The following is a 14,691-nucleotide window of genomic DNA, read 5'->3' on the forward strand; positions in this document are numbered from 1 at the left end:
CCTCTTGATTCAAGTCAAACAGAATCCTGCTCATCAAGCTGTTCAAACTGCCATTCCAAGGCATCGGCCAATGCCGTCCTGCGTTTTTGATGGCATCCCACAGCCTGACATAATTCCTCCGCATTTCCCCAAAACACAAAACGTTCACGCGCACGGGTAATGGCTGTGTAAAGCAGAGCCTTATCCAAACCTCGGGCTTCTTCTTCGCTTTCCGTCGTTGCAGGCACTGACGGAGGTAACAGCCATACTTCCCGATATTCCGAACCTTGACTCTTATGCACCGTCATGGCAAAAGCCGATTCAAAATCAGGCAAACGGCTGATGGCAATTTTTTTGAATCCATCTTTCTCAGGAAAATATGCAGACAAGCCATTCAACGATTCTTTATCCGGCATAATCAGCCCGATGTCGCCGTTAAACACTTCCAACATGTAATCATTGTGCGTAATCATAATGATTTGTCCGGCAAACCAAGGCGTTTCGCCCGAAACCTTGCCTTGTCGTTGCAAGTATTCTTGATAAGCCTGATTCAAATCATCCGCATCCTGCCGCCAAGCCGCCAATACCACCACATCGGCCGCATGACCATAGGCGAGTGCAACATTATTCTCTGCCACAGCCTGCCAATAATCCTGTTGCTTTTGATACAGCAAGGCAACCTGCTCTTTCAGACGGCCTGATTTCATTTCCAATTCTTTGGGAAACTTGTCAAACTGTTCGACCGCAGTTTGCTTTTCCCCGGACACCACCGCCCTTGCTAAACAGCCGATACCGCTGTCTGCACCAAAACGGTGGCTGAACGTCAATTTGGCATTGTTTTGCGATAAAGCCTGTGGCTGCCCTTTAATCTCAAAGCCATGATTGGGCAGGTACACCTCCAGCTTTTCAGCGGTTTCTTTATCTAAAGCCGTCGGACGCGACAATGCCGCCAACACAGTTCCCAAGCCAACCGACGGCAACTGGTTTTCATCGCCAAGCAACACCAGACGACAACCGGTCGGCACGGCACGCAACAAATCCAACACCAGCGGCAAATCCAACATTGACGCCTCATCCACCACCAAAACATCCAAAGCAAGCGGATATTCATGATTGAACGCAGGACGCATTTGCGGCGGCCGCAGTTTCAACAATCGATGGACGGTCTGCCCTTCCAAGTTTTCCAAATGCGCTTTGATACTTGGGGACAAATCAAAACCATCCAAAGCACGCTGCAAAGCCCGTGCCATATGCGCAGCCGCTTTACCCGTCGGCGCCGCCAAAGCGATACGGGGCAGCTTCGTACTGTTATTGCAAATCAGCCCCAAAAGCTTTGCTACGGTCGTCGTTTTACCCGTACCCGGCCCGCCGGTAATCAACATAAAGTTTTGCAGCAAAGCCAAAGCCGCAGCATCCCGTTGCTCTTTACTGTCTTTAGTATCAAACCAGTCGCTCAGGCTTTTTGAAGCCGCCATGAAATTCACTTCTTCCGTCTCGGCACTGGCCAACCGTTTGATTTCAACAGCCAAATCATGCTCCAACTGCCACATCCGCCCCAAAAACAATTTCCGGCCTTGCAGGATAAGCGGTTTATCCGCACTACCGACCAAATTCGGCAAGTTGCTTAAGGCATCAACATCCGCTTTATCCAAGTAAATAAACGAATGTCCGTTTTGCAAGGCTGCAAACAATCGAACCACATAAGGCTCAATAACGGATGCACCCTGTACTTCGTGGCGGCGGAAAAACGCTATGGCCGCATCTGCGGCAGAGGAAAGGATAGAGTCGGTCGGATTCATGGCTCAGAATTGATTGATATGAAAAAAAAGGCCGTCTGAAAAACAGCGTTTCCATAAATGAAAACCTATTTTTCAGACGGCCTCTATTATACCGTTCAAAGCATAAAATATTTGCCTGAAATAATAACCTTATTGCAGCACTTGCAGACTACCGTCTTTCATGGTCATTACCCGGTCGAAACGCTCAGCCAGCTCGTCATCATGGGTCACCACAATCAGGCTGGTGTTCAATTCGCGTTTCAAATCCAGCATCATGTCCAGCACATTTTGCGCATTTTTACGGTCAAGGTTCCCCGTCGGCTCATCTGCCAATAAGCATTTCGGCTCATTAACCAAAGCACGGGCAATGGCCGCACGCTGACGCTCGCCGCCGGAAAGTTCGCTCGGACGGTGCAGCATACGCTTATCCAAGCCAACCTTTTTCAGCATCTTAACAGCCTTCTCCTCAGCCATCACTTTGGGCATTTTGCCGATTAAAAGCGGCATCATGACATTTTCCAACGCTGAAAACTCAGGCAATAGATGGTGGAACTGATACACAAAGCCTAAATAACGGTTGCGCAATTCGCCCAACTGTTTTTGGCTCAAACCGCCCAAATCCTGATCCATCAGTATTACCTTGCCTTCAGACGGCATATCCAAACCACCAAGAAGGTGCAGCAATGTGGATTTACCGCTGCCTGATGAACCAATAATACTCACGCTTTCCGCTTCGGCAACTTCAAAATCTAAATGATTCAACACTTGTACATTCAATGCGCCGTCATTATAGCTTTTGCCAACACCGATACATTTCAAAATTGTCTTACTCATAGCGCAAAGCCTCCGCAGGTTGGGTTTTTGCAGCACGCCAGCTCGGATACAGTGTGGCAATAAATGCCAAGCCAAGCGAAATGCAGGCAATAACGGCGACATCCTTCAAGTTCACATCACTAGGCAGGTAATCGATGAAATAAACCTGTGAGTTAATCAAATGCACGCCAAACAGGTCTTCAAAAAACGCGACAATCTTACCGACATTCCAACCCAGCAAGACACCGCATACCACGCCCACAAGCGTACCGAAGAACCCCGCAAATGCGCCCTGCACCAAGAAAATCTTCATGACGCCGCCCGGAGACAAACCCAAAGTGCGTAAAATCGCAATATCGGCTTGTTTTTCCGTTACCGCCATTACCAAAGAAGAGACGAGGTTAAACGCAGCAACCGCGATAATCAGTGTCAAAATGATGAACATCATGCGTTTTTCCAACTCAACAGCTTCAAAATAGCTGCGGTTGTTAAACGTCCAGTCACGCACCCAAACTTCATCTTTTTTAGCATCAGGAATCAACTTGGCAATGAAAGACGGCGCATTCTGAGGATCGGCCAATCGCAAACGCAGCCCACCGACATTTTCACCCAGTCGGTACAAGACTTGCGCATCCTTGATATGCGTCATGGCCAATGTGTTATCGACCTCATAAACACCGGTTTTTACCACACCGACTACATTAAACTGCTTCAAGCGCGGCACTACGCCGGCAGGAGTAACATTTCCCTCAGGCGTAATCACAGTAACTTTACCGCCAATCTCCGTGCCCAATGCCTCAGCAAGCCCTTGACCCAAAATAATATCAAATTCGCCCGGCTTCAAATCGTCAAAACTGCCGGCCGGCATATCCTTGCCGTAATCAACGACATTTTTTTCTTCAGACGGCAAGATACCGCGTATCTGTACACCGCGTACTTCTCCGGCATTAGCAAGCAAAGCCTGATCGGAAACATAAGGCGCGCTGGCCAATACTTCCTTTTTACCTTTTACAAATTCGCGCAAATTCTGCCAACCCGGCGCACTGCCGACATCGTAATAGCCGATTTCCGCATGAGGTGCGACGTTCAACAATTGACCGCGTATCTCTTTCTGAAATCCGTTCATTACGGATAAAACCACAATCAGCGCCGTTACACCCAAGGCGATACCGGCGATTGAAATCATAGTAATAAATGACATAAAGCCGTTGCGTTTTTTCGCACGCAGATAGCGCAGGCCTATCCAAGTTTCTAAAGAAGCCATTCAAAAATGCCTCATTCGTTTGTCAAAAAAGGCTTATTGTACCGTAAAACCGACAGGTCGTCCGATTGCCCGACTGATGTAGCATTCAGGGATAAAGTGTATGTAAAACCATGTATCTTCCCGTAAATTCCGCCGAAAAACTTGCACAATCGGCCAATCGCCCTTATTCTGAAGCTGTGACACACTTTGTCACCATCAAAAAGGAAATACACTAATGAACAGCAAAAAATTCTTGGCCCTCGTATCTGTAGCTGTAGGTTTGTCATTCAGCTTCAACGCATATGCCGCCAAAGAAATCAAAATCAGTTCAAACAATACCGCTTACTCCGACGCCGATGTTCAAAAACTGGCAGCCACTGCTGTCGGTATGGGCGTAAAAGAACCTGTCAGCCTCAACAGCGGAAACGGTGTTGTTACCGTATCCGGCAGCAGCGCAACCAAATGCGCATTTAAAGTCGGCAACGGCGATACGCCTCAAATTCAAGGCGTCAGCTGCAAATAATCTGATTTAATCAATGAAAAGGCCGTCTGAAAGACTTTCAGACGGCCTTTTCATATTGGCATTTAAGATTGGATATTTCTTCTATCGTAAACAGCCTGAGCCAAAGTACCGGCATCCACATATTCCATCTCGCCGCCCAAAGGGATTCCCCTCGCCAATCGGCTGACTTTATAAGGAAGATTTTTAAACAATTCCGCCAATACATACGCTGTCGCGTCGCCTTCGGCTGTAAAGTTGGTTGCAATGATAATTTCCTCAATATCACTCGCCTGTAAACGGGTAACCAGTTTATCTAATGCTACTGCCGAAATATCCATACCCTGCGCCGGACTGACTTGCCCCATCAAAACAAAATACAGGCCATCATGGCAATTAGCCGCCTCCATACTGGAAACATCTGCCGGCATATGCACAATCATCAAGCGGCTTTTCTCACGTTTTTCGTCCGCACAAATTTCACACAAATCGCCCTCGCAAAATGTATTACACATCCGACAATGTTGCACCTGTTTCAAGGCAAACTGCAAAGCATCCACCAACTCCTGCGCTTCTTCGCGTTTGTACTGTAAAAGCTGGTAAGCCATGCGTTGTGCGGATTTCGGGCCGACATTGGGCAGGATTTTTAATGCATTAATCAAGCGGACAAAGGCATCAGGATTTTTACTCATGATTTCAGACGGCCTTTAAAAAGATAGCTAAAAATAAGAAAACAGCCGGAATTCATCCGGCTGCCCTACTCTAATATTCTGCTTATTCGGCAGCATTATTAACTTGTTGTGCACCTTGCGTACGATCGATTTTCTTATCCAAATACTGGAGTAAATTATCGAACACATTGGCAGAAAGCTGCTGAACCAAAGCCTGTTTGGCAGCAGGAATCTGTGAATCGGCATTTTCAGGAGCAGAAACGCTCTGAACTTCCATAATCACCGGTGCAGGCATACCTTCCAACAATGCATACGCAGGTTTACCGCCGACAGGGCGCGCTTTCAACAAAGCTGCATAAGCTTCCGGAGTCATGGTTCTACGCGCATCTTGCGCGCTCAATTGCGAAACAGGCGACCATTGAACGTCGACAGCTTTACCGGCTTTCAACGCAGCCAAAGTTTCTTGGGCTTTCTTCTCTGCCAGTTTGGCGGCTTCAGAACGCAGATATGCTGCACGGACAGTATCTTTGACTTCTGCAAATGGTGCAATTTTCTCTTCGCGCACTTCTTTCGCACGAATAACCCAAACGGTTTCGTTGTTGATGGCAATTACTTCAGAATTATGTTTTTTCTTCAGTACATCGTCGCTAAACGCAGCATTAATCAACGTTTCAGGCAAACCGGCTTCTTTCGCACCCGCTTTGGTTACCCATTCATCCAAGTTTTCCACTTTCAAACCTGAATTGGCGGCTGCTTTTGCCAAAGAAGATGGATCATTGAAGGTATCTTCACCCAATTTTTCTTTAGCGGCATTAAAGGCAGAAGCTGCTTTTTTCAGTTTCAAGGCTGCTTCGATACGCGCTTTGGCTTGTTCCAAAGTCGGCTCAGCTTCGACATTCAAAACCTTAATGACGTGATAACCCAAAGATGATTTAACGGTATCGCTGACTTCGCCTTTACCCAATGCAAATGCCGCTTTATCGAATTCAGGTCCAAAGCCGCTGCCGCCGCTTTTGCTCAGGTAGCCCAAATTGCCGCCTTTATTGCTGCTGGACAAGTCTTTGGAGTACTTGGCCGCTAGCTCGGCAAAAGCATCTGGGTGCGCTTTGAGTTCTGCAGCCATTTTGTCTACTTCGGCTTTAATTTCCGCATTGCTTGCTTCATCTCCGTTAGGCATAACCGGAATGAAAATATGCGCAATTTCCGCTCTTGGCGACAAATCTACGCTTTTGCTGTCATAAGCTTTTTGTACTTCTTCCGCACTGACGGTTTGCTTGTCAGCCAAATCTTTGATGTTTAAAGCCACATATTCCAGCTTAACGGCTTGAGGAATCAAGTAATCTTTCTTATGCGCTTCATAATACTTTTGCAAAGCCGCATCATCTACTTTTACTTGTGCCGCAAATGCTTCAGGGCTGAACGTAAATGAACGAATGGTACGGGTAGCTTGGGTCAGGTTAATCAACTGACGCGCTTGCGCATCACTGACCAAAGCGCCGTTTTGCACCAAATTCAACAGATTTTGCAACTGGAACTGTTCGCGGATATCTTCAACAAACTGATCCTCGGTCATTTTGCGCTGATCCAAATACTTCTTGAGCAAATCCTGACTGAATTTGCCGGAAGCATCATGGAAATTCGGATCATCCACGATAACTTGCTTGATTTGTTCCTGAGACACAGCGATACCCATCAGCTTGGCACCCTGCTTCAGGTAAGCACGTTGCAATAAAGATTGGAATATAGCATCACGCGAAGGCGCATTATTGCCGGCAGCCTGCTCATTCTGTATTGCAATCTGTAAAGCATGCTCACTGACCTTCTCATCCCCGACTTTGACAATGTAATCAGAACCCGGCGAAGACAAATTATTGGCACCGAATCCGATAAAGGTCAGACCGATGATACCTAAAACAATCTGGGCGGGTGTTTTATATTTTTCAACAATATGGAACATATTTATCCGAAAGAAAAGTTTGGCGCGGCAGCCGGAAAATGCTGCCGCAAAAATCTTAAAATCCTGAAAACAGGCTCAAAGCGCGTATTGTAACGTATTTTTTCGAGGCTTGCTTTTTCAGACGGCCTAAAAACCTAAAAATGCCTTATCCGAAAATTTCCTGATACGCTTCTACTGAAAATCCGACATGAACCTGTCCTTCTTTGACCAATACAGGTCGCTTGATGATGCTGGGATTTTCTACCATCAAAGCAATCGCCCCTTCTTTTGTGGCGGCAGATTCTTGCGCATCTTTATCCAATTTGCGCCAAGCCGTGCCTCTTTTATTGAGCAAAATTTCCAAAGCTACCTGCTCCAGCCAGCTATCAATCAATTCGGCAGTCGGGGCGTTTTTCTTAAAATCTACAAACTCAAACTCGATTCCATTTTCCACCAACCAACTACGCGCTTTTTTAACCGTATCGCAATTGGGAATACCGTACAGTTTTATCATCTTATTTATCCTTAGTTTTATTCGTAAATCACGAATTCAGGCCGTCTGAAACTTTTCAGACGGCCTGAATTGAATACAGCTTATTTCTTAGCTACTTTCTTCACTTTAATCTTCACGCTTTTGCCTTGAGCATTATTTTTACGCCCGGCTTTGACGGAAGCTATTTTCGCCTGCGCTTTTTTCTTGCCTGCGGCTTTAGGTTTGCTTGGCTTGGCAGGCTTGGAGGCAGGTTTACTTTTCACCTTGCTCTTCTTTGCCTTCACGGGAGCAGCCAACGCTTCATCGATTTCTTTAGCCGAAAGTTTACGCTTACGCTTTTCGACAGGCTTGTCAGCAGCTGTCGGCTTACTCACAGGTTTTGCTTTTCTACCACCGCGCTTCTTACCGACTGAACCGCCGCTGATTAAGGTCAAATCAATCTTGCTGGTATCCAAATCGGCACGCGCAACTTTTACAGTGACCGTATCGCCCATGTTGAAACGGACACCGCTGCGTTCGCCCTCAATCGCCATAATTTCAGGACGGAAGTTGAAATAATCCTCTCCCAAATCGCTGATATGTACCAAGCCGTCGATATGAATATCGTCCAAGGTTACAAAAATACCGAAGCTGGTCATGCCCGAAATCTTGCCACTGAAGACTTCGCCGACTTTATCGCGCATATAATAAGTTTTCAGCCAGTTTTCCACATCGCGGCTGGCATCATCGGCACGACGCTCGCAGAACGAGGTATGTACGCCCAATGCCTGCCAGGTTTTATTAGGCTGATAAGTTTGTCCGTTCAATACAGCCTTGATGGCACGATGTACTGTCAAATCGGGATAACGGCGGATAGGCGAAGTAAAGTGTGCATATGCACCATAAGCCAAACCAAAGTGGCCGTCGCAATGCGGCTCATAAACCGCCTGCTGCATAGAACGCAACATCATCACTTGCAACAGTTCCGCGTCCGGACGGTTTTTAAATTGCTCGGCAAGCGCAGCATAGTCTTTCGGCGTCGGATTATCGCCGCCGCCCAAACTCAGCCCCAGCAAACCAAGCTGCTCGCGTAAAGTAGCCAGTTTTTCGGGAGTCGGGCCCAAGTGATTGCGGAATAAAGCCGTATGTTTGTTTTTCAGCAAGAACTCTGCCGCGCAAACATTCGCCGCCAACATACATTCTTCAATCAGCTTGTGCGCATCGTTGCGGACAACGGGAACAATCTTGTCGATTTTACCGTTGTCGTCAAAAATCATCTGGGTTTCAACGCTCTCAAATTCAACCGCGCCACGCTCGAAACGTTTTTTCTGCAAGATTTTGAATAATTTATACAGAGTATCAATTTGCGGTTTAAACGGATGATCCCGGCCGTCTGAAATCCAGTCCCAAACTTGATTGTAAGTCAGTCGCGCATGTGAACGCATTACTGCCTGATAGAAACGGTATTCCTTGATATTGCCGGCATAGGTAATCACCATATCGCACACCATACACAGGCGTTCAACATCAGGATTGAGCGAGCAGATACCGTTGGACAACTTCTCCGGCAACATCGGAATCACACGGCGTGGGAAATACACGCTGGTACTGCGTTCCTGAGCATCTACATCAATTCCGTCATCAGGACGGACATAATGGCTGACATCGGCAATCGCCACCACCAAACGGTAATTGCGGCCGACTTTTTCAGCAAAAACCGCATCGTCAAAGTCCCGCGCAGTTTCGCCGTCAATGGTTACCAGAGGCAAATCGCGTAGATCCACGCGCCCTTTCAAGTCGGTTTTACGCACATGATCGGGAATTTTTTTCGCAGCTTTAACACATGCTTCGCTGAATTGATGAGGCAAATGGTGCTTGCGTACAGCGATTTCGATTTCCATACCGCTGTCGGCATAATCGCCCAACACTTCAATCAGCTTAGCCACAGCAGGACGATGCGCTTCAGGATACGTCTCAATTTCAGCCACAATCACTTGGCCGGATTGCGGTTTAAATTTCGCCACGCCTTCAGGCTCTAACACGATACTTTGGCTCAAACGCTTATCTTCGGCCTCCAAAATGGCCACGCCGCGATCCATATAAAAACGGCCGACCACTTTAGACTGCGCACGCTCCACCACATCTAAAACCGTACCTTCGCGACGGCCTCTGCGGTCGATACCGGCAGGACGCACAGTAACAATATCTCCGTGCATCACGCCGCGCATCTGACGCTCATACAAAACGAAATCGCCCTCGTCTGTCGGCGTAAGCGGCACGGCAAAACCAAAACCGTCTTTATGCGCTTCGACACGGCATTTAACCAATGCCAATTTTTCTGCCGCACACACCGCGCCACGTCGGTTGATCAACACCTGACCATCACGCGCCATCGCTTTCAGACGGCGCTCGAAGAATTCATATTCATCTTCTGTAATCGATAATTCATGTGCCAAATCTTCGATTTTTGTCGGCACGCCTTTTTGTTCCAATAATTCAATGACCCATTCACGGCTGGGCAACGGATGAGCGTAACGTTGTTTCTCCCGCTCCAAATACGGGTCTTTTTCTCGTAAATTTAAAGATTTAGTATTTTTGTTCATTTTGATAGTTGACATTCTTTTTTTAAAATATATAATAGCTGCTTCTTCGCAGTTCAGGTAGTCAACTCTACCTTAAATTGAAGAATAAAGCAAAGCCCAGGTGGCGGAATTGGTAGACGCGCTAGCTTCAGGTGCTAGTGTCCTCACGGGCGTGGAAGTTCGAGTCTTCTCCTGGGCACCAAGTAATTTGGTGCTTCTTTGCTTAAGAAAATTTGAATTGCCCAGGTGGCGGAATTGGTAGACGCGCTAGCTTCAGGTGCTAGTATCCTCACGGGTGTGGAAGTTCGAGTCTTCTCCTGGGCACCACTGATAAATCAATCAGTCAAGTTTTCACATTATTCTGAATAACAAGTCAGGATAATAGTCCACAGAGAGGTGGATGAGTGGTTTAAGTCGCACGCCTGGAAAGCGTGTATACGTGAATAGCGTATCGAGGGTTCGAATCCCTTCCTCTCTGCCATTTTCATTTTTATAAGTTTTTCATTACTTCTAAAACCGCATATTAAAGGCTAAGTTATCAACAACTTAGCCTTTTTTGTTATTCATCTGCTTTAAATTCATTTCGGGTATATTTCAATTCTTTTATCTTTTTTGTGGTATTTTATGTGTTATTACCCAAGGAGTAACACTTCATGCCAAAAATTGTAACGCCATTAAGTCTGTCTCAAATTAAAACAGCAAAACCTAAAGAGAAGGTTTACAAGTTACCAGATGGAGGTGGGCTTGCCCTATGGATTTTGCCTTCAGGTTCTAAGTCTTGGAGGCTACAATACCGCCGCCCTGATGGGAAAATGAACACATTGACGCTGGGTTTATTTCCACGTTTCGGACTAGCAGATGCGCGGGCATGGCGAAAGGAGATGTTAGAAAAAATCAGAAATGGAACTGATCCGAAGGCAATTTCTGCGGACGTAGGAGCAGAGTTTCGTTTTGAAAATTGCTTGGTACTTTGGTTTGAAAAATGGAAGAAATCGGGTGGCAAACAAGGGATGGGTAAAAATCCGCGTTATGCAGGGCAAGTACTGTCGGCTTTAGAATTGAATGTACTACCTTTTTTTAAGGGAAAGGATATTCGTTCGATCAAGACGGCAGATATAGTAGCAGTTTTAAGGAAAATGGAAGAACGCGGGGCGCTTGAATATTTACGTCGGGTTAAAGGTGCATTGGGATTGATGTTTGATTATTTTGTAGCAGATGGATCTATCACTATAAATCCAGTCAGTGTTATTGGAAAACAAGTATTCGATAGGCCACCTGAACGTCATTTCGATACACTGCGCTTTGATGAGCTACCACTCTTAGTGGAGAAGTTAGAAACATCGAAGGGAATTGGGGAACGAGCGCGGCTATTAATTTATTGGCAACTTTTGAGTATGACGCGGCCGTCGGAAGCAGCAGGGACTCGTCTGGATGAAATTAACTTAAAGGCAGGAACTTGGGAAATTCCAATTGAAAGGATGAAAACAAGGCCGCATGTTGTCCCATTAAGTTCCGCTTTGACGCGAATCTATTTTGAGGCATTAAGATTAAATGTGAATGGAGTATTCTTATTTGAAGGTTCAGGGTTTACCAAGCCATTGTCGTCCGAGACAGTCAGATTAAAGCTTCGTACTAAAATGGGGCTGGATACGACGGCACACGGTTTGCGGAGTCTAGCACGGACTTATTTGAGGGAGGTTTATAAGGTTCGCAGAGATGTGGGTGAATTACTGCTTTCGCATGGCATTACGGATAAGACAGAACGCGCTTATGACCGATCAGAGCTTTTAGAGGAGCGACGAGAAATGCTGGAAAACCTTGGTCGAGATGTGATGGCATTACGGGAAAAGTATCGGATAAAATAGTTTTGAGGTCGTCTGAAAAGTTTTCAGACGACCTTTTTCTATATCCAAAACTTAAAAAACCCACCTAAAACCCCATCTGCTTGCCCACATATTCACTCTTTGCCAAAATCAAATCGTCATCTGAAGTGATATGTTCCTTGTGATTGTTGAGTAATGACAGCCGGAAAGACGGCATCCCAAAAAGCCGCCGTTGCCACTCCACAACGGCGGCTTTCCAAAAACAGCAAAACCAAGACCATGTTCAAAGAACCCTGCCAAGTCATAGCAATCCACAGCCGCCCCTTATTTTTTTGCGGCTTATGGTTCATTACCGTCAGACTAAAAAATGAATACGGCTGGAAATTCGACCGCAAAGCCATGTTTGAAAGCAAAAAAGCAGCTGAAAGCCTAAAAATCGGAGACTACATCATCCCATGACCAGTCGCAACATTGAAAACCTCATAAAAATCGGCACAGTTTCCCAAACCGACCCTGTTGCCAACAGAATCCGCGCACAACACGGCGGTCTCATTACAGACTGGTTGCCATACTTTGTTCCTGCAGCGGGTGGCGTATCAATTTGGCGTTTACCTTCCATCGGCGAAGGTTGCATCATACTTTCTCCCAGCGGAGAACCCGAAAACGGAATTATTATTTGCGGCTTCTCAACCTCCCAACATCCTGCCCCATCCCAAAACCCAGACGAAACCATCATCCTCATGCCTGACGGAGCAGAGTTTAAATACAACCACGCAAAAAGCCATCTGCAAATCAAAGGCATCAAAACTGCCGATATTACCGTCAAAGAAAAAGCCACCGTACACACCAAACACCTGACTATCGACAGTCCAGAGACAGACATCAAAGGCAAACTAAACGTTGTCGGACTGCTTACATATCAGGGCGGCATGGCAGGAAGTGGTGGCGAAGGTGGAGCGGCAGCAGTTATCAAAGGCACAATACGCCAAGAAGAAGGCAGCATCATCAGTAACGGGGTCAACCTAACCACCCACACCCACCAGGGCGACAGCGGCGGCACAACAGGACAGCCTAGATGACCAACGACCAAACAGGACGCAACATCGGCTTAAAAGAACACATTGCCCAATCCATAAAGAACATACTCTTCACTCGCATCGGTAGCCGCCTCATGCGAGAAGACTACGGTAGCCTTCTGCCAGAGCTGATAGACATGCCGATGACCCAGACCGTTATAGCACTCTGCCATCAGGCTGCCGTCACTGCCATAGCGGCATGGGAACCGCGCATTACCGTCCGCAGCATACACTTTGACCCTACCGCCGCCGCCAACGGACAACTAGCCATTACCATAGTCACAACCCTGACCGACGGCACAGAACAAACATTCCAAATACAATAACGCAGAAACATGGCAGAAATTGACCTAACCCGCCTACCAGCCCCCAAAGTCATCGAAGAACTCGACTTTGAGACCATATTTGAGCGCAAAAAAGCGAACCTCATCGCCCTCGTCCCGGCTGGCATACGTCCAACCATTGCAGCCACCTTGAAACTCGAATCAGAGCCACTGACCATCGACCTTCAACAACAGGCATATCAAGAAATCATCCTGCGTCAACGCATAAACCAAGCAGCTGCAGCAACACTTTTAGCCTTCGCGCAAGGAAGTGATCTTGACCACCTTGCCGCAGCCAAAGGCATAGAGCGGAAAACCATCATCTCTGCCGATCCAACCACCAATCCCCCTACAGAAGCCGTTTACGAAACCGACGATGACCTCCGCCGGCGCGTCCAGTTATATCCAGAGAAACTCGCAGCGGCAGGGCCTCGTGCAGCATACGAAGCCCATGCCCTTGATGCCGCCCCCGATATTACCGATGCCCGCGCCGTCAGAGTGTCTCCAGGAACAGTCGCTGTTTATATCCAAACATCCAGCAACCAAGGCATACCTAGTGGCCGTACCCTTGAAACCGTCAATGCCTATCTTAGCGACGAAAGCCGCCGCCCACTCTGCGATACCGTAACCGTCCACGCCGGCACCCCGAAAGAAATACGCATATCCGCCCGTATTACCTATGAAGACGGCCCAGACAAAGAAATCGTCAAAGCCCGCCAGCTTCAAGACCTCAATCAAATGCTAGAGCAGCATAAAAGACTCGGCGCACAAATTGCCTTGTCAAAAATCATTGGCGCACTTGATACAGATGGCGTCAAAAAAGTAGAGCTGACAGAGCCAAGACAAGACATCCTGTGTACAGACGGCGAATTTATAAAAATTACAGAAACCATTCTGACAGAAGCCTAAGCCATGCCGACAGTCATCCCAACCAACAACACCGACCTCCTGCAAGCCCTTGCACGCCTGACATCGCAAGAACTGGCAACTGTCTTCGACCTCGCAGTCATTACCAAAAGCCGCATTCCCGACAGTTGCCCTCCAGAATTCATACCATGGCTTGCATGGGAACGCTCCATAGGCAGTGATGAAGGCTGGAATATTACCGACACCGAAATCGCACGCCGAAAACTGATAGAAAACTATATTCAAAAGCATCAGCACAAAGGGACCCCATCCGTTATCCGGCGCCTTTTCCGTGACCTAGGATACGGAGAAATACAAATCATCGAAAATACCGCCAATCTTTACTGGAACGGAAACGCCGTCTTTGACGGCACACACCTATTCGGAGGCAGCAACGGAGAATGGGCGAAATACAGCATTAAATTAAGCCGCCCGGTTACCAATAATGAAGCCCAAAAACTTCGAGAATGGTTGGAACGAATTGTCCCTCTCCGTTGCGAACTGTACAGCCTCGACTACCGGGACCACCCTATCTATTGGAACGGAGAAATCACATTCGACGGTAGTTACAACTTCGGCATAGCCTGACC

The 14,691-nt window shown here is 47.2% G+C and carries 14 protein-coding genes and 3 tRNA genes; 10 read left to right on the forward strand and 7 right to left on the reverse strand.

Annotated elements, in window-relative coordinates; all coding sequences use genetic code 11:
- Positions 1 to 14: 14 nt before the first annotated feature.
- From recD to ACTHS8_RS02760, 3 genes are all read right to left on the reverse strand, one after another.
- Entirely contained in the window at positions 15 to 1,778 is a 1,764-nt protein-coding gene (gene recD, locus ACTHS8_RS02750; protein ID WP_440372914.1) for an exodeoxyribonuclease V subunit alpha, read from the reverse strand.
- Positions 1,779 to 1,907: 129 nt separating this feature from the next.
- Entirely contained in the window at positions 1,908 to 2,591 is a 684-nt protein-coding gene (lolD, locus tag ACTHS8_RS02755; RefSeq protein ID WP_254321918.1) for a lipoprotein-releasing ABC transporter ATP-binding protein LolD, read from the reverse strand.
- Positions 2,584 to 3,834 (reverse strand): lipoprotein-releasing ABC transporter permease subunit, encoded by a 1,251-nt coding sequence (locus tag ACTHS8_RS02760; RefSeq protein ID WP_254323693.1) that lies wholly within the window; start codon positions 3,832 to 3,834, stop codon positions 2,584 to 2,586. The genes lolD and ACTHS8_RS02760 overlap by 8 nt, the downstream gene beginning before the upstream one ends.
- 214 nt (positions 3,835 to 4,048) lie before the next feature.
- On the opposite strand from ACTHS8_RS02760, the gene ACTHS8_RS02765 reads away from it, so the two are divergent.
- Positions 4,049 to 4,336 (forward strand): hypothetical protein, encoded by a 288-nt coding sequence (locus tag ACTHS8_RS02765; protein WP_003683377.1) that lies wholly within the window; start codon positions 4,049 to 4,051, stop codon positions 4,334 to 4,336.
- A gap of 62 nt (positions 4,337 to 4,398) precedes the next feature.
- On the opposite strand, the gene recR is transcribed toward ACTHS8_RS02765, so the two are convergent.
- The 4 genes from recR to rnr all read right to left on the reverse strand — a co-directional run bounded on the left by recR (position 4,399) and on the right by rnr (position 9,994).
- On the reverse strand, positions 4,399 to 5,004 hold the full coding sequence (gene recR, locus ACTHS8_RS02770; RefSeq protein ID WP_440372915.1) for a recombination mediator RecR: 606 nt from the start codon (positions 5,002 to 5,004) through the stop codon (positions 4,399 to 4,401).
- Positions 5,005 to 5,086: 82 nt separating this feature from the next.
- On the reverse strand, positions 5,087 to 6,940 hold the full coding sequence (locus tag ACTHS8_RS02775) for a SurA N-terminal domain-containing protein (protein WP_440372916.1): 1,854 nt from the start codon (positions 6,938 to 6,940) through the stop codon (positions 5,087 to 5,089).
- Between the two features lie 145 nt (positions 6,941 to 7,085).
- Positions 7,086 to 7,433 carry an ArsC family reductase gene (locus ACTHS8_RS02780; protein WP_371508719.1) on the reverse strand — a complete coding sequence of 116 codons (348 nt, stop codon included), beginning with the start codon at positions 7,431 to 7,433 and terminating at the stop codon, positions 7,086 to 7,088.
- An 80-nt stretch (positions 7,434 to 7,513) separates the two neighbouring features.
- Positions 7,514 to 9,994, reverse strand: coding sequence for a ribonuclease R (gene rnr, locus ACTHS8_RS02785; RefSeq protein WP_440372917.1), 2,481 nt, complete (start codon positions 9,992 to 9,994; stop codon positions 7,514 to 7,516).
- Positions 9,995 to 10,088: 94 nt separating this feature from the next.
- On the opposite strand from rnr, the gene ACTHS8_RS02790 reads away from it, so the two are divergent.
- The 9 genes from ACTHS8_RS02790 (at position 10,089) to ACTHS8_RS02830 (ending at position 14,689) form a co-directional block, all read left to right on the forward strand.
- A tRNA-Leu gene (locus ACTHS8_RS02790) sits at positions 10,089 to 10,175 on the forward strand.
- A gap of 38 nt (positions 10,176 to 10,213) precedes the next feature.
- Positions 10,214 to 10,300 (forward strand) — tRNA-Leu (locus ACTHS8_RS02795).
- Between the two features lie 63 nt (positions 10,301 to 10,363).
- Positions 10,364 to 10,454: transfer RNA gene (locus ACTHS8_RS02800), tRNA-Ser, on the forward strand.
- Positions 10,455 to 10,626: 172 nt separating this feature from the next.
- Positions 10,627 to 11,838: a tyrosine-type recombinase/integrase gene (locus ACTHS8_RS02805; RefSeq protein WP_107792038.1), complete on the forward strand. Its 1,212-nt coding sequence runs from the start codon at positions 10,627 to 10,629 to the stop codon at positions 11,836 to 11,838.
- A 237-nt stretch (positions 11,839 to 12,075) separates the two neighbouring features.
- Positions 12,076 to 12,255, forward strand: a complete 180-nt coding sequence (locus tag ACTHS8_RS02810; protein WP_156474243.1) for a hypothetical protein — start codon at positions 12,076 to 12,078, stop codon at positions 12,253 to 12,255.
- Positions 12,252 to 12,875: a phage baseplate assembly protein V gene (locus tag ACTHS8_RS02815; protein ID WP_063075577.1), complete on the forward strand. Its 624-nt coding sequence runs from the start codon at positions 12,252 to 12,254 to the stop codon at positions 12,873 to 12,875. Before ACTHS8_RS02810 ends, ACTHS8_RS02815 begins: the two co-directional genes overlap by 4 nt.
- Positions 12,872 to 13,198 carry a GPW/gp25 family protein gene (locus ACTHS8_RS02820; protein WP_063075576.1) on the forward strand — a complete coding sequence of 109 codons (327 nt, stop codon included), beginning with the start codon at positions 12,872 to 12,874 and terminating at the stop codon, positions 13,196 to 13,198. Before ACTHS8_RS02815 ends, ACTHS8_RS02820 begins: the two co-directional genes overlap by 4 nt.
- Positions 13,199 to 13,207: 9 nt before the next feature.
- Positions 13,208 to 14,104 (forward strand): baseplate assembly protein, encoded by an 897-nt coding sequence (locus ACTHS8_RS02825; protein ID WP_070814017.1) that lies wholly within the window; start codon positions 13,208 to 13,210, stop codon positions 14,102 to 14,104.
- A gap of 3 nt (positions 14,105 to 14,107) precedes the next feature.
- Entirely contained in the window at positions 14,108 to 14,689 is a 582-nt protein-coding gene (locus tag ACTHS8_RS02830) for a phage tail protein I (RefSeq protein ID WP_440372918.1), read from the forward strand.
- Positions 14,690 to 14,691 lie beyond the last annotated feature (2 nt).

The organism is Neisseria sp. P0016.S008, from assembly GCF_051957775.1.
Classification (GTDB): Bacteria; Pseudomonadota; Gammaproteobacteria; order Burkholderiales; family Neisseriaceae; genus Neisseria; species Neisseria flavescens_B.

Coding starts and splice junctions, on each gene's coding strand:
- ACTHS8_RS02810 (WP_156474243.1), top strand. CDS start 12,076: ATGTTCAAAGAACCCTGCCAAGTCATAGCAATCCACAGCCGCCCCTTA.
- ACTHS8_RS02815 (WP_063075577.1), top strand. CDS start 12,252: ATGACCAGTCGCAACATTGAAAACCTCATAAAAATCGGCACAGTTTCC.
- recD (WP_440372914.1), bottom strand. CDS start 1,778: ATGAATCCGACCGACTCTATCCTTTCCTCTGCCGCAGATGCGGCCATA.
- ACTHS8_RS02805 (WP_107792038.1), top strand. CDS start 10,627: ATGCCAAAAATTGTAACGCCATTAAGTCTGTCTCAAATTAAAACAGCA.
- ACTHS8_RS02775 (WP_440372916.1), bottom strand. CDS start 6,940: ATGTTCCATATTGTTGAAAAATATAAAACACCCGCCCAGATTGTTTTA.
- ACTHS8_RS02765 (WP_003683377.1), top strand. CDS start 4,049: ATGAACAGCAAAAAATTCTTGGCCCTCGTATCTGTAGCTGTAGGTTTG.
- ACTHS8_RS02825 (WP_070814017.1), top strand. CDS start 13,208: ATGGCAGAAATTGACCTAACCCGCCTACCAGCCCCCAAAGTCATCGAA.
- ACTHS8_RS02820 (WP_063075576.1), top strand. CDS start 12,872: ATGACCAACGACCAAACAGGACGCAACATCGGCTTAAAAGAACACATT.
- rnr (WP_440372917.1), bottom strand. CDS start 9,994: ATGAACAAAAATACTAAATCTTTAAATTTACGAGAAAAAGACCCGTAT.
- ACTHS8_RS02760 (WP_254323693.1), bottom strand. CDS start 3,834: ATGGCTTCTTTAGAAACTTGGATAGGCCTGCGCTATCTGCGTGCGAAA.
- ACTHS8_RS02780 (WP_371508719.1), bottom strand. CDS start 7,433: ATGATAAAACTGTACGGTATTCCCAATTGCGATACGGTTAAAAAAGCG.
- ACTHS8_RS02830 (WP_440372918.1), top strand. CDS start 14,108: ATGCCGACAGTCATCCCAACCAACAACACCGACCTCCTGCAAGCCCTT.
- recR (WP_440372915.1), bottom strand. CDS start 5,004: ATGAGTAAAAATCCTGATGCCTTTGTCCGCTTGATTAATGCATTAAAA.
- lolD (WP_254321918.1), bottom strand. CDS start 2,591: ATGAGTAAGACAATTTTGAAATGTATCGGTGTTGGCAAAAGCTATAAT.